The 13,847-nt window shown below is 58.8% G+C and carries 11 protein-coding genes; 7 read left to right on the top strand and 4 right to left on the bottom strand.

What is annotated here, in order from left to right; translation table 11 throughout:
• Window positions 1-6 precede the first annotated feature (6 nt).
• The 4 genes from ubiG to yfaE all read left to right on the top strand — a co-directional run bounded on the left by ubiG (window position 7) and on the right by yfaE (window position 4,847).
• Window positions 7-735 (top strand): bifunctional 2-polyprenyl-6-hydroxyphenol methylase/3-demethylubiquinol 3-O-methyltransferase UbiG, encoded by a 729-nt coding sequence (gene ubiG, locus RTE01_RS05450; protein ID WP_041146530.1) that lies wholly within the window; start codon window positions 7-9, stop codon window positions 733-735.
• A gap of 345 nt (window positions 736-1,080) precedes the next feature.
• Window positions 1,081-3,366, top strand: coding sequence for a class 1a ribonucleoside-diphosphate reductase subunit alpha (nrdA, locus tag RTE01_RS05445; RefSeq protein WP_115192199.1), 2,286 nt, complete (start codon window positions 1,081-1,083; stop codon window positions 3,364-3,366).
• A gap of 96 nt (window positions 3,367-3,462) precedes the next feature.
• Window positions 3,463-4,593 carry a class Ia ribonucleoside-diphosphate reductase subunit beta gene (gene nrdB, locus RTE01_RS05440; protein WP_041146532.1) on the top strand — a complete coding sequence of 377 codons (1,131 nt, stop codon included), beginning with the start codon at window positions 3,463-3,465 and terminating at the stop codon, window positions 4,591-4,593.
• Entirely contained in the window at window positions 4,593-4,847 is a 255-nt protein-coding gene (gene yfaE / locus RTE01_RS05435; protein ID WP_041146533.1) for a class I ribonucleotide reductase maintenance protein YfaE, read from the top strand. The genes nrdB and yfaE overlap by 1 nt, the downstream gene beginning before the upstream one ends.
• A gap of 62 nt (window positions 4,848-4,909) precedes the next feature.
• Here yfaE and glpQ read toward each other — a convergent pair whose 3' ends face one another.
• Entirely contained in the window at window positions 4,910-5,989 is a 1,080-nt protein-coding gene (gene glpQ, locus RTE01_RS05430; protein WP_134527138.1) for a glycerophosphodiester phosphodiesterase, read from the bottom strand.
• Window positions 5,990-5,998: 9 nt separating this feature from the next.
• The gene (gene glpT, locus RTE01_RS05425) at window positions 5,999-7,345 is read right to left on the bottom strand and encodes a glycerol-3-phosphate transporter (protein ID WP_041146535.1); all 1,347 of its coding nucleotides are present in this window, start codon (window positions 7,343-7,345) and stop codon (window positions 5,999-6,001) included.
• Between the two features lie 270 nt (window positions 7,346-7,615).
• Between glpT and glpA the strand changes: the two genes are divergently transcribed.
• From glpA to glpC, 3 genes are read left to right on the top strand one after another with little or no spacing between them, the layout of a single operon-like run.
• Window positions 7,616-9,238: an anaerobic glycerol-3-phosphate dehydrogenase subunit A gene (gene glpA / locus RTE01_RS05420; RefSeq protein ID WP_123551757.1), complete on the top strand. Its 1,623-nt coding sequence runs from the start codon at window positions 7,616-7,618 to the stop codon at window positions 9,236-9,238.
• On the top strand, window positions 9,228-10,487 hold the full coding sequence (glpB, locus tag RTE01_RS05415) for a glycerol-3-phosphate dehydrogenase subunit GlpB (protein ID WP_123551758.1): 1,260 nt from the start codon (window positions 9,228-9,230) through the stop codon (window positions 10,485-10,487). Before glpA ends, glpB begins: the two co-directional genes overlap by 11 nt.
• The gene (gene glpC / locus RTE01_RS05410) at window positions 10,484-11,662 is read left to right on the top strand and encodes an anaerobic glycerol-3-phosphate dehydrogenase subunit GlpC (RefSeq protein WP_076945777.1); all 1,179 of its coding nucleotides are present in this window, start codon (window positions 10,484-10,486) and stop codon (window positions 11,660-11,662) included. The genes glpB and glpC overlap by 4 nt, the downstream gene beginning before the upstream one ends.
• Before the next feature lie 25 nt (window positions 11,663-11,687).
• Here glpC and yfaU read toward each other — a convergent pair whose 3' ends face one another.
• Window positions 11,688-12,491: a 2-keto-3-deoxy-L-rhamnonate aldolase gene (gene yfaU / locus RTE01_RS05405; protein WP_134527141.1), complete on the bottom strand. Its 804-nt coding sequence runs from the start codon at window positions 12,489-12,491 to the stop codon at window positions 11,688-11,690.
• A 14-nt stretch (window positions 12,492-12,505) separates the two neighbouring features.
• A complete protein-coding gene (locus tag RTE01_RS05400; RefSeq protein ID WP_041146540.1) occupies window positions 12,506-13,795 on the bottom strand; it encodes an MFS transporter in 1,290 nt (429 codons plus the stop codon).
• Between the last annotated feature and the right edge of the window lie 52 nt (window positions 13,796-13,847).

The raw sequence follows: 13,847 nt of genomic DNA, 5'->3' as shown, positions 1-13,847 counted from the left end.
GCGCCCATGAATGCCGAAAAACCGTCGGTGGCCCACAACGTTGATCATAATGAAATCGCTAAATTTGAAGCCGTCGCCTCGCGCTGGTGGGATTTAGAGGGCGAATTCAAACCACTGCATCGCATCAACCCGCTGCGGCTGGGCTATATTGCGCAGCGCTCCGGCGGCCTGTTCGGCAAAAAAGTGCTCGACGTCGGCTGCGGCGGCGGCATTCTTGCGGAGAGCATGGCGCGGGAAGGCGCAACGGTAACCGGGCTGGATATGGGCTTTGAACCGCTGCAGGTGGCGAAGTTGCACGCGCTGGAAAGCGGCGTTCAGGTTGAGTATGTCCAGGAGACCGTCGAAGAGCACGCGCTGAAGCATGCGCAGCAGTACGACGTGGTGACATGTATGGAGATGCTGGAGCACGTTCCCGACCCGCAGTCCGTCGTCCACGCCTGCGCCCGGCTGGTTAAGCCCGGAGGTCAGGTCTTCTTCTCAACCATCAACCGCAACGGCAAAGCGTGGCTGATGGCGGTAGTCGGCGCCGAATACGTGCTGAAGATGGTGCCCAAGGGGACCCATGACGCGAAGAAGTTTATCAAGCCGTCCGAGCTGATCGGCTGGGTAGATCAGACAAATCTGAAAGAGCAGCATATTACCGGCCTCCATTTCAATCCGCTAACCAATACCTTCAAGCTGGCGCCGGGCGTAGATGTTAACTACATGTTGCATACAACGGCGAAAAACGCATAACGTCAGCGGTTTTTCATATGATGATTGCGCGGCATCAAGCCGCGTAATTTTTCCTGGCGCCGAAGAAATCAGCACTCGATCAAATTTTCATTTTTATTTTTGAGTTTATTGACATCTTCGCCAGGCCTTATGCGACGTGGGCCCGGCTATTATTACGCTTCCGCAACCTCAATTTAACGTCAAAATCAACTCTTGTACTCAAAAGAATCCTTACTAGAATACTCACCATATAGCGTTCTTTTTATCTACAACCCCCTACATATAGTATTTATCCACAGAGTTAGTCACAACGACCTTCTGTGGATAAGCGGGGGATATTTTCTTTCACGGACAGGTATAATCCACATGAATCAGAGTCTGCTGGTGACAAAGCGCGACGGTACAACCGAGCGTATTAATCTCGACAAAATCCATCGCGTACTGGATTGGGCGGCAGAAGGACTGAATAACGTTTCGATTTCTCAGGTAGAATTGCGTTCCCACATTCAGTTCTACGACGGCATCAAAACTGCCGATATTCACGAAACTATCATCAAGGCTGCGGCGGATCTTATCTCCCGCGATGCTCCGGATTACCAGTATCTCGCCGCGCGTCTGGCGATTTTCCATCTGCGTAAAAAGGCCTACGGCCAGTTCGAGCCGCCGGCACTGTTCGATCACGTCACGAAGATGGTCAACAAGGGTAAATACGATACTCATCTGCTGGAAGACTACACGGAAGAAGAGTTCAAGCAGATGGACTCGTTCATCGTGCACGATCGCGATATGAGCTTCTCCTATGCGGCAGTTAAGCAGCTGGAAGGTAAGTATCTGGTGCAGAACCGCGTGACCGGCGAAATTTATGAAAGCGCCCAGTTCCTCTACATTCTGGTCGCCGCCTGCCTGTTCTCGAACTACCCGCGCGAGACCCGTCTGGACTACGTCAAGCGCTTCTACGACGCGGTGTCCACCTTCAAGATTTCGCTGCCGACGCCGATCATGTCCGGGGTGCGTACGCCGACCCGCCAGTTCAGCTCCTGCGTGCTGATTGAGTGCGGCGACAGCCTCGACTCCATCAACGCCACCTCCAGCGCGATTGTGAAATACGTTTCCCAGCGCGCCGGCATCGGCATTAACGCCGGTCGCATCCGCGCGCTCGGTAGCCCGATTCGCGGCGGTGAAGCCTTCCACACCGGCTGTATCCCGTTCTATAAGCACTTCCAGACCGCGGTGAAGTCCTGTTCACAGGGCGGCGTGCGCGGCGGTGCTGCCACCCTCTTCTATCCGATGTGGCATCTGGAAGTTGAAACCCTGCTGGTGCTGAAAAACAACCGCGGCACCGAGGCGAACCGCGTTCGTCACATGGACTACGGCGTACAGATCAACAAGCTGATGTACACCCGTCTGCTGAAAGGTGAAGATATCACCCTGTTCAGCCCGTCCGACGTCCCGGGCCTGTATGACGCCTTCTTCGCCGATCAGGACGAGTTTGAGCGTCTCTACACCCAGTACGAAAAAGACGACAGCATCCGCAAGCAGCGGATCAAAGCGGTTGAGCTGTTCTCTCTGATGATGCAGGAGCGCGCCTCTACCGGTCGTATCTACATCCAGAACGTTGACCACTGCAACACCCACAGCCCGTTCGATCCGGCTATCGCGCCCGTTCGTCAGTCCAACCTGTGCCTGGAAATCGCCCTGCCGACCAAGCCGCTGAACGACGTCAACGATGAAAACGGCGAAATCGCGCTGTGTACGCTGTCAGCGTTCAACCTCGGCGTGATTGAGAGCCTGGACGAGCTGGAAGATCTGGCGGTGCTGGCGGTTCGCGCGCTGGATGCGCTGCTGGACTATCAGGACTACCCGATTCTGGCGGCAAAACGCGGCGCCATGGGCCGTCGTACGCTGGGTATCGGCGTGATTAACTTCGCCTACTATCTGGCAAAACACGGCAAACGCTACTCCGACGGCAGCGCCAACAACCTGACGCACAAGACGTTTGAAGCTATTCAGTACTACCTGCTGAAAGCCTCCAACGAGCTGGCTATCGAACAGGGCGCCTGCCCGTGGTTCAACGAAACCACCTATGCCAAGGGCGTTCTGCCGATCGATACCTATAAAAAGGATCTCGACGCTGTCGTTAGCGAGTCGCTGCACTACGACTGGGAGCAGCTGCGCGAGTCGATCAAAACCCACGGCCTGCGTAACTCGACCCTCTCCGCGCTGATGCCTTCAGAGACCTCTTCGCAGATCTCTAACGCCACCAACGGTATCGAACCGCCGCGCGGCCATGTGAGCATCAAGGCTTCGAAAGACGGCATTCTGCGCCAGGTAGTTCCGGATTACGAAAAGCTGCAGAACAACTACGAGCTGCTGTGGGAAATGCCGAGCAACGATGGCTACCTGCAGCTGGTCGGCATTATGCAGAAGTTTATCGATCAGTCGATTTCGGCCAACACCAACTACGACCCGACGCGCTTCCCGTCCGGAAAAGTGCCGATGCAGCAGCTGCTGAAAGACCTGCTCAACGCCTATAAATTTGGCGTAAAAACTCTGTACTATCACAACACCCGTGATGGCGCGGAAGATGCGCAGGACGATTTGGCGCCATCCATCCAGGACGACGGCTGCGAAAGCGGCGCTTGTAAGATCTGATAACGCCCCCCTCGCCCCATGGCGAGGGAACATCACAGCCCGGCCCCGTCTGTAGGGCCGGAGCGAGGGGCAATAACATCACAGGACGCACATTTAATGGCATATACCACCTTTTCTCAGACCAAAAACAATCAGCTGCTTGAGCCGATGTTTTTTGGTCAGCCGGTTAACGTTGCCCGTTACGATCAGCAAAAATATGACATCTTCGAAAAGCTTATCGAAAAGCAGCTCTCCTTCTTCTGGCGCCCGGAGGAAGTTGACGTTTCCCGCGATCGTATCGATTATCAGGCGCTGCCGGATCACGAAAAGCATATCTTCATCAGCAACCTGAAGTACCAGACCCTGCTGGATTCCATCCAGGGCCGCAGCCCGAACGTCGCGCTGCTGCCGCTGATTTCGATTCCTGAGCTGGAAACCTGGGTAGAGACCTGGGCGTTTTCTGAAACCATTCACTCCCGCTCCTACACCCATATCATCCGCAACATCGTCAACGATCCGGCGATGGTCTTCGATGATATCGTCACCAACGAGCAGATTCAGAAGCGTGCGGAAGGGATTTCCAGCTACTACGATGAGCTCATTGAGCTGACCAGCTACTGGCATCTGCTGGGTGAAGGCACCCATAGCGTTAACGGTAAAACCGTCACCGTGAACCTGCGCGAGCTGAAAAAGAAACTGTACCTGTGCCTGATGAGCGTGAATGCGCTGGAAGCGATTCGCTTCTACGTCAGCTTCGCCTGCTCCTTCGCCTTCGCCGAGCGTAAGCTGATGGAAGGTAACGCTAAAATCATCCGCCTGATCGCTCGCGACGAAGCGCTGCACCTCACCGGCACCCAGCACATGCTAAACCTGCTGCGTTCCGGCGTCGACGATCCGGAAATGGCCGAAATTGCCGAAGAGTGCAAGCAGCAGTGCTATGACCTGTTCGTGCTGGCGGCTCAGCAGGAGAAAGAGTGGGCAGATTATCTGTTCCGCGATGGTTCGATGATTGGCCTGAACCGCGACATTCTCTGCCAGTACGTCGAATACATCACCAATATCCGCATGCAGGCGGTCGGTCTCGAACTGCCGTTCCAGACCCGCTCCAACCCCATCCCGTGGATCAATACCTGGCTGGTATCCGATAACGTGCAGGTTGCGCCGCAGGAAGTGGAAGTCAGCTCCTACCTGGTGGGGCAGATCGATGCCGAAGTCGATGCCGACGACCTGAGCAACTTCCAGCTCTGATGAAACGCATTTTTTTGAAAATTTCTGACACCCATCTCGAGTGTCAGGATGAACACCACTGCCTGCTTGATGCCCTGGAATCGCATAATATCGACGTGGAGTATCAGTGCCGCGAAGGTTATTGTGGCTCCTGCCGCACGCGGCTGGTATCCGGTCAGGTTGACTGGCTGACCGAGCCGCTGGCGTTCATTCAGCCGGGAGAGATTTTGCCCTGCTGCTGCCGGGCAAAAAGCGATATCGAAATCGAGATGTAGCTGCCTGGCAACATCCCATCCGCGCCGACCGGCGCGGACAGGTTTGCCATTCACGCCGCGGGTTAGCGGCGTTCCCCCTCTTGCTGCAGAAACTGCACCGCCTTATCCGGGAAGTCGCTGAACAATCCATCGACGCCAGCCTTGTTATACAGCAGGTCGAACAGCTGGTTCACGTTGGTGACGTAATCCGGCAGCTGGTCAGCGCGGACGGTATAGGGGTGGACCACCAGATGCTGGCGATGCGCCTCTTTCACCATGTCAGTCAGCGCCACCTGGCCCGGCCTGGCGTTCGCCGCCACCAGCATGTGGTAGTCCGGGCCGATGCCGTCGGCGTATTGTGCAATCTGCCCCATCGCGCCGGGCTTAAACATCCAGTCATAGCTGTAGTTAACCCATTTGCCATCCGCCTGGCGCTGCTGGGTTTCATTCCAGTCGCTATAGGCGATCAGCTGCACCAGATTCAGGTCCATCCCCATCTTCGGCTCCAGCTCGTTCCTGATGCGCTTGAGCTCGTTGGCATCAAAACACTGCAGATACACCTTATCCTGCTTGCTGGTGTAGCCATACTTCTTCAGCACCTGCAGGACGCTGGTGGCGATATCCTTGCCTTCCTGATGGTGGAACCACGGCGCTTTAATTTCCGGATAGATACCGATATTTTTCCCGGTTGAGTGGTTCAGCCCCTGAACGAACTCAATCTCCTCTTCAAAGGTATGAATGCGAAAATCCGCTTTTCCCATCGGGAAGCGCCCCGGGAAGGTCTGGACGTTCTTACCGTTTTTGGGTTCAAACCCCTCGCTGAACTTCAGCGTTTTGATCTCCGCCATGGTGAAGTCGATCGCGTAGAAGCGGCCATCCTGACGCGCGCGCTGCGGAAATTTCTCCGCCACGTCGGTGACCCGATCGAGATAGTGGTCATGCAGCACCACCAGCCGATCGTCTTTGGTCATCACCAGGTCCTGCTCGAGATAATCGGCTCCCTGGGCATAGGCCATCGCTTTCGCCGGCAGCGTATGCTCCGGCAGATAGCCGCTGGCGCCGCGGTGGGCAATGACTATCTTATCCCCCGCCTGAGCGGCAAAACTCAGCGTGGAGCCTGCCAGCAGAATCCCGGTCATCAAGGTCGTTATTGCCGTTTTCATGCTCATTCCTCAGGACTGTTTCAGCTGCTGGTGATGACGTTTTTCGCCTACCATCACCACAATCAGCAGCAGCACCGCCAGCACGCTACCGCCGATCATGACCATAAATCCGCCGTCCCAGCCGAAGAAGTCAACGGTGTAGCCGACGATGGCGCTGGCGGCAACGGAGCCTCCCAGATAACCAAACAGCCCGGTAAAGCCCGCCGCGGTACCGGCGGCCTTTTTCGGCGCCAGCTCGAGAGCATGCAAGCCAATCAGCATCACCGGACCGTAAATCAGGAAGCCGATAACGATCATGCAGGCCATATCAACGCCCGGATTACCCGGCGGGTTAAGCCAGTAAACGACGGTGGCGATGGTCACCAGCGTCATAAAGAAGACCCCGGTCGCCCCGCGGTTGCCTCTGAACACCTTATCCGACATCCAGCCGCAAATCAGCGTCCCGGGGATTCCCGCATACTCGTAGAGGAAGTAGGCCCAGGAGGATTTATCCAGCGCAAAGTGCTTCACCTCTTTCAGGTAGGTTGGCGACCAGTCGAGAATGCCGTAGCGCAGCAGGTAGACAAAGACGTTGGCGATGGCGATATACCACAGCAGCCGGTTTGGCAGAATATACTGCTTAAAGATCTGCCGGGCGGTGAGCTCCTGCTCGTGCTGCTCGCTGTAATCATCCGGATAGTCGTTCTTATACTCTTCAATCGGCGGCAGGCCGCAGGACTGCGGGGTATCGCGCATCATGGCAAAGGCAAATACCGCCAGCAGGATCGCGCCAAACGCCGGCATGTACAGCGCCGCGTGCCAGTCGTTGAACCAGGCCATCCCGAGCAGGAAGAGCAGCGGCGGGATCCCGCCGCCAACGTTGTGCGCGCAGTTCCATACCGAAACGATGCCCCCACGCTCCTTCTGCGACCACCAGTGCACCATCGTGCGCCCGCAGGGCGGCCAGCCCATCCCCTGGAACCAGCCGCAGAGGAACAGCAGCACAAACATAACCATGATGCTGGAGGTCGCCCAGGGCACAAAGCCCATCACCAGCATGACCAGCGCCGCCAGGATCAGCCCCGCCGGCAGAAAAATGCGCGGATTCGAGCGATCGGATACCGAGCCCATAATGAATTTTGAAAAGCCATAGGCGATGGAAATCCCGGACAGCGCAAAGCCGAGATCGCCGCGAGAGAATCCCTGCTCCACCAGGTATGGCATGGCTAACGCAAAGTTCTTGCGCACCAGATAGTAGGCGGCATAGCCAAAGAAAATACCGATAAAAATCTGCCAGCGTAGCCGACGATAGTGCGGGTCAATTTCCGCCTCGGGTAGACGCGCTTTGTGCGCCGCGGGTTTAAAAATACTTAACATAGCAGCCTCCGTTGCCATTTGCTTTTATGGGTACAGGTAAAAAAAAACCTAATTTAATCACCCACTTCTGATATGGCGCGATGGTAGGGAAACCTCGCAGACGATACTGTGAAACATCGCACGCTTTGTTACAAAAATATGACAAAACATTCCATTGTGAGCATGAAATCACATTCCATGCTCGATAAACGCGCGAATATGCTCGAAATCAAACAATACGCACTATTTGTGTGGCTAAATGGTGTAAAACGAAAGTAGAGGGATAGAGAGATGGCCGAGACCGATGAGTGTGATGTCATTGTCATTGGCGGCGGCGCAACCGGAGCAGGGATCGCCCGTGACTGCGCGCTCCGCGGGCTGCGCGTAACCTTGGTAGAACGCCACGATATCGCCACCGGGGCGACCGGACGCAATCACGGGCTGCTGCACAGCGGCGCCCGCTACGCGGTGACCGATGGCGAATCGGCGCGCGAATGTATCAGCGAAAACCGCATCCTGCGCCGCATCGCCCGCCACTGTGTGGAACCCACTAACGGGCTGTTTATTACCCTCCCCGAAGACGATCTCGCCTGGCAACAGACCTTTATTCACGCCTGCCAGCAGGCCGGAATTGAGACCCGTCAGCTCTCGCCCGCCGAGGCGCTGCGCCTTGAGCCCACCGTCAATCCCGCGCTGCTCGGCGCCGTTCAGGTACCCGACGGCACCGTCGATCCGTTTCGCCTGAGCGCGGCCAATATGCTGGACGCCCGCGAACACGGCGCCACCATCCTTACCGGCTGTGAAATCACCGGCCTGCTGCGCAGCGGCGATCGGGTCAACGGCGTGCACTGCTATGACCATAAGCGTCGCGAAAACCGCACGCTGCGCGCAAGCGTAGTGGTCAATGCCGCCGGGATCTGGGGCCAGCGGATTGCGGAATATGCCGATCTGCGCATTGCGATGTTTCCGGCTAAAGGATCGCTGCTAATCCTCGACCACCGCATTAACCGCCACGTTATCAACCGCTGCCGCAAGCCTGCCGATGCCGATATTCTGGTTCCCGGGGATACCATCTCCCTGATTGGCACCACCTCGGTGCATATTCCCTACGATGAAATTGACGATAACCGGGTCACCGCCGCGGAAGTCGATACCCTGCTGCGCGAAGGTGAGAAGCTGACACCCGTCATGGCCCGCACCCGGGTGCTGCGCGCCTACTCCGGCGTGCGCCCGCTGGTGGCCAGCGATAACGATCCCAGCGGTCGTAGCGTCAGCCGCGGCATTGTGCTGCTGGATCATGCCGAACGCGACGGGATGGCCGGGTTTATCACCATTACCGGCGGCAAGCTGATGACCTACCGCCTGATGGCGGAATGGGCGACGGATGCCGTTTGCCGCAAGCTTGGCAACACCGTCCCCTGCACCACCGCAGAAACCCCTTTACCGGGTTCCCGCGAGCCGGTCGAAGCCACGCTGCAAAAAATCATCTCTCTGCCCGCGCCGCTGCGGGGATCGGCGGTGTACCGCCACGGAGATCGCACGCCCGCGTGGCTTGGCGATAGCCGCCAGCATCGCAGCCTGGTCTGCGAGTGCGAAGCGGTTACCGCGGGGGAGGTGCAGTACGCGGTAGAAAATTTAGCGGTCAACAACCTGCTCGATTTACGCCGCCGTACCCGAATCGGGATGGGAACCTGCCAGGGCGAGCTGTGCGCCTGCCGCGCCGCCGGGCTGCTGCAGCGCTTCAATGTCGCCACGCCGGCCCAATCGCTGACCCAGCTTTCTGAGTTTTTAAACGAACGCTGGAAAGGCGTACAGCCCGTCGCCTGGGGCGATGCGCTGCGCGAAAGTGAATTCACCCGCTGGGTCTATCTCGGGCTGTGCGGTTTGCAAAAGGAGCAGCAGGATGAAATTTGATTGCGCGATCATCGGCGGCGGGCTCGCCGGGCTACTTTGCGGGCTGAGCCTGAATCAATATGGTTTGCGCAGCGCGATCGTCAGCCGCGGTCAAAGCGCGCTGCATTTCTCCTCCGCCTCGCTGGATCTGCTCTCAGAGCTGCCCGACGGCGAAAAGGTGACCGAGGTTGCCCAGGGTCTCGCCCGGCTGGCAGGCCAGACTCCGGAGCATCCCTACGCGAGGATCGGCATCGAACGCGTCATGGACTACGCGGCGCAAACCCAGGCGCTGCTGGCCGCCAGCGGCATTGTGATGCAGGGCGATGCCGCCCGGCCGCATCTGCGCATTACGCCCCTCGGCACCCTGCGCGCCGCGTGGCTCTCCCCGCAGGAGGTTCCCGTTTACCCGTTAACCGCCCAATCCCCCTGCCTGGTCGGGATCGGCGGCTTTGCCGACTTCCAGCCGCACCTGGCCGCCGCGTCGCTTAATCAGCACGGAATGAACGCCAGCGCGGCGGAAATCGATTTACCGCTGCTGGACGTCCTGCGCGAGAGCCCGAGCGAATTTCGCGCCGCCAATATTGCCAGAGTACTGGATGACGAGCGCCACTGGCCGGCGCTGCTGGCCGCGCTGCTTCCGCTGGCGCAGGAGCACGACTTGCTGATGATGCCCGCCTGCTTTGGCCTTAGCGATAACCGGCTCTATCTGTGGCTACAGGAGCGCCTGCCCTGCCCGCTGCGCCTGCTGCCAACTCTGCCCCCGTCGGTACCGGGAATGCGCCTGCATAGCCAGCTCCAGCGCCGCTTTATTCGCGGCGGAGGAACCTGGCTGGCCGGTGATGAGGTGACCAACATCAGCCATCAGGATGGAACGGTAAGCAGAGTATGGACGCGTAACCACGGCGATATCCCGCTGCGGCCGCGCTTTACCGTCCTGGCCAGCGGCAGCTTCTTCAGCAACGGCCTGATCGCCGGGCGCGATGGCGTGCGCGAGCCGATTCTGGGCCTCGACCTACAGCAGAGCATGCCGCGCGAGAGCTGGTATCAGCGGGATTTCTTCGCCTCCCAGCCCTGGCAGCGCTTCGGCCTGAAAACGGATGCGATGCTGCGTCCGCTGCTGCAGGGGCGGCCGCTCAACAACCTGTTTGCCGCCGGTTCTCTGCTCGGCGGCTTTGACGCCATTCAGCTGGGATGCGGCGGCGGCGTTTGCGCGGTCACCGCGCTGCACGTCGCCAAACAGATTAACGACCTTGCCGGAGGCGAACGATGAACGATACCCGCTTTGAGAGCTGCATCAAATGCACGGTTTGCACCACCGCCTGCCCGGTCAGCCGGGTTAATCCGCGCTATCCCGGCCCTAAGCAGGCGGGACCCGACGGCGAGCGGCTGCGGCTCAAGGACGGCGCGCTGTATGACGAGGCGCTGAAGTACTGCATTAATTGCAAGCGCTGCGAGGTCGCCTGCCCCTCTGACGTTAAAATCGGCGATATTATCCAGCGGGCGCGGGCGCAGTACGGCCAGCAGAAGCCTGGCCTACGCGATGCGGTGCTGAGCCATACGGATCTGATGGGCACCCTTTCTACGCCGTTTGCACCGCTGGTCAACGCCGTCACGGGTCTGCAGCCGGTGCGCCGACTGCTCGATACGGCGCTCAGGATAGATCACCGCCGGACGCTGCCAAAATACGGTTTCGGCACGTTCCGCCGGGCATACCGCCAGCTCGCCGCCCAGCAGGCGCAGTTTAGCGACCAGGTCGCTTTCTTTCACGGCTGCTACGTCAACTACAACCATCCGCAGCTGGGTAAGGATCTTATCCGCGTGCTGAACGCCATGGGCACCGGGGTACAGCTGCTGTCCAAAGAAAAATGCTGCGGCGTGCCGCTGATTGCCAACGGCTTTTTTGCCAAAGCCCGCAGGCAGGCGCTGAGTAACGTCGCCGCCATGCGCGAAAGCGCGCTGCCGACCATCGCCACCTCCTCCACCTGCACCTTCACCCTGCGCGATGAGTATCCGCACGTGCTGGATGTTGACAATAGCGACGTGCGCGACAGGGTTGAGCTGGCAACGCGCTGGATCTGGCGCCAGCTTGACGGCGGGCGAACCCTGGCGCTAAAACCGCTGCCGCTGAAGGTGGTCTACCACACTCCCTGTCATATGGAGAAAATGGGCTGGTCGCTCTATACCCTCGAACTGCTGCGGCAGATCCCCGGCCTGCAGCTGGAGGTTTTGGATTCGCAATGCTGCGGCATCGCCGGCACCTACGGCTTTAAGTCGGAGAACTACGCGTCTTCCCAGGCCATCGGCGCGCCGCTCTTCCGCCAGATTGAGGAGAGCGGCGCCGATGTGGTGGTGACCGATTGTGAAACCTGCAAATGGCAGATTGAGATGTCCACCAGCAAGCGCTGTGAACATCCCATCACCCTGCTGGCGCAGGCGCTGGCCTGAACCTCTGCGCGATGATTATGGGGAGTCAGTAGCTCCCCTTTTCTTCCTCCCGCCGCGCGCCGGGCCTGAACATCGCCAGCCGGCTATCCAACGCGTCGGTATAGAGCTGAGTATCTACGCCAACGGCGACAAAGTTGGCGCCCCACTCAAGGCTTTTTTGCGCCATTTTCGGATCGACGGCAAGGAAGCCGGCCGCTTTGCCCGCCGCGCGAATGCGGCGAATGCTCTGTTCAATAATCCGCTGCACGTCAGGATGAGCGGCGTGATCCGGATAGCCGAGGGAGGCGGACAAATCGGCAGGGCCAATAAATACGCCGTCAATGCCTTCCACTTCGAGGATCTCATCCAGATTGTCGAGCGCCGTTTTGCTCTCGACCTGAATGAGCAGACAGAGTTCATCATTCGCCTGTGCCATATAGTTTCCTACTCTCCCCCAGCGCGCCGCGCGCGCCACTCCGGCGCCAACCCCGCGCGTGCCGACCGGCGGATAGCGGGTTGCCGCGACGATATCCCGCGCCTGCTCGGCCGTATCGACCATTGGGATAAGTAACGTCCGCGCGCCGATATCCAGCACCTGCTTGATCAAGCTGCGGCTCCCCTCGACCGGGCGTATCACCGGCTGGCTGGCATAAGGGGCAATGGCCTGCAGCTGATGGTAAAGATCCTGAATGGTATTTGGCGCATGTTCGCCGTCAATCAGCAGCCAGTCGTAGCCTGCCGTAGCGGCTATCTCGGCCACGTAGGAGGAGGTTGAGCTCAGCCACAGGCCAATTTGCGTTTCTCCCCTGGATAATCCCGCTTTAAACGGGTTCGATAAAATAGCGTTCATAGGTCTTCCTTATATTAATGCGGTACGCTGCCGGACTGCGGCACCATGCGTGTGACGCTCAATGAAAAGATAATAACGACGCCCACTATCGCCACGCAGGAGAGCGTCAGCAGGCCGGCGGAATCGCTGGCGAAAATCGTCTCTGCCTGAACGCGAACGATCGGCGCCAGAAAACCGCCGATTGCGCCGAACAGGTTGACGAAGCCAATGCCCGCGGCCAGCGCGGTACCGGAGAGTAGCTGCGTCGGCATCGTCCAGAATACCGGCTGCACGGCGATCACGCCGACCGCCGCGACGCACAGCGCCAGTATCGCCAGCACCGGTGGCACCAGCCCGGAGACGCCGATACCAATCGCCGCCGCCAGTAAGGTCAGCGCCGCAATATTGCGCCGTTCGCCGGTCCGATCGGAGTAGCGCGGAATAAGCCAGGTCCCCAGCAGAGCCGCAATCCACGGGATCGCCGTCACCACCGAGGCCACAAACCCCACTTTGGTGCCCAGCAGCGCGGCAACCTGGGTCGGCAGGAAGAAGATCAGGCCATAAACCGCAACCTGAATCGTCAGATAGATAATCGCCAGCTGCCAGACGCGCCCGTTGCGCAGCGCATCGGAGAGCCGGGAAGTCACCTTTTTCTCCTCTTCGCTTGCCAGCTGGCTAAGCAGCGCCTGCTTTTCGGCAGCGGTCAGAAAACGCGCGCTGTGCGGCGTATCATCGAGCCAGAAGAAGGTGAAAAAGCCCGCGCAGACGGCCAGCAGACCCTCAATCACAAACATCCAGAACCAGCCGGGATGCCCCATAAAGCCGTGCATTTCCAGCAGCGCGCCGGATAGCGGCGAGCCAAGCGTCAGCGCCAGCGGCGCGCCCATATAGAACAGCCCCATAATGCTGGCGCGATTTTGTTGCGGGAACCATTGAGAAGTCAGGTAGATCATTCCCGGGAAAAAGCCCGCTTCGGCGGCACCGAGCAGCGTCCGTACCAGCAGGAATTTTGTTTCGCTATCCGCCCATGCCATGGCCGCAGAGAGCACGCCCCACAGCAGCGTGGTGCAGCCAATCCATTTTCTCGCGCCAAATTTACGCATCAGCAGATTCGCCGGGACCCCGAGAAAGGCATACACCACAAAAAATATTCCGGCGCCAAGGGCGTAGGCCTCGTTGCTCAGCCCGGTATCCAGCTGGTAGGTCTCTTTGGCAAAACCAATATTCGAACGGTCAAGAAACGCCAGCACGTACAGCGCCAGCATAAAGGGGATCAAACGGGCGCGGTTTTTCTTCACCACGCTCTCCAGCAAAGTATTACTCATCGCAATCTCCTCAGGAATCGGCCGCACAGAGACGCTGCGCGGCACGACGAGA

The sequence above is a fragment of the Klebsiella terrigena genome (assembly GCF_006539725.1).
Taxonomy (GTDB): domain Bacteria; phylum Pseudomonadota; class Gammaproteobacteria; order Enterobacterales; family Enterobacteriaceae; genus Klebsiella; species Klebsiella terrigena.
Note: the sequence above shows the minus strand (reverse complement) of the source record. Positions and strands in the feature narration are given on the sequence as shown.

Excerpts from the sequence above, each read along its gene's own strand:
- ubiG (WP_041146530.1), top strand. The coding sequence starts at position 7 with ATGAATGCCGAAAAACCGTCGGTGGCCCACAACGTTGATCATAATGAA.
- nrdA (WP_115192199.1), top strand. The coding sequence starts at position 1,081 with ATGAATCAGAGTCTGCTGGTGACAAAGCGCGACGGTACAACCGAGCGT.
- nrdB (WP_041146532.1), top strand. The coding sequence starts at position 3,463 with ATGGCATATACCACCTTTTCTCAGACCAAAAACAATCAGCTGCTTGAG.
- yfaE (WP_041146533.1), top strand. The coding sequence starts at position 4,593 with ATGAAACGCATTTTTTTGAAAATTTCTGACACCCATCTCGAGTGTCAG.
- glpQ (WP_134527138.1), bottom strand. The coding sequence starts at position 5,989 with ATGAAAACGGCAATAACGACCTTGATGACCGGGATTCTGCTGGCAGGC.
- glpT (WP_041146535.1), bottom strand. The coding sequence starts at position 7,345 with ATGTTAAGTATTTTTAAACCCGCGGCGCACAAAGCGCGTCTACCCGAG.
- glpA (WP_123551757.1), top strand. The coding sequence starts at position 7,616 with ATGGCCGAGACCGATGAGTGTGATGTCATTGTCATTGGCGGCGGCGCA.
- glpB (WP_123551758.1), top strand. The coding sequence starts at position 9,228 with ATGAAATTTGATTGCGCGATCATCGGCGGCGGGCTCGCCGGGCTACTT.
- glpC (WP_076945777.1), top strand. The coding sequence starts at position 10,484 with ATGAACGATACCCGCTTTGAGAGCTGCATCAAATGCACGGTTTGCACC.
- yfaU (WP_134527141.1), bottom strand. The coding sequence starts at position 12,491 with ATGAACGCTATTTTATCGAACCCGTTTAAAGCGGGATTATCCAGGGGA.
- RTE01_RS05400 (WP_041146540.1), bottom strand. The coding sequence starts at position 13,795 with ATGAGTAATACTTTGCTGGAGAGCGTGGTGAAGAAAAACCGCGCCCGT.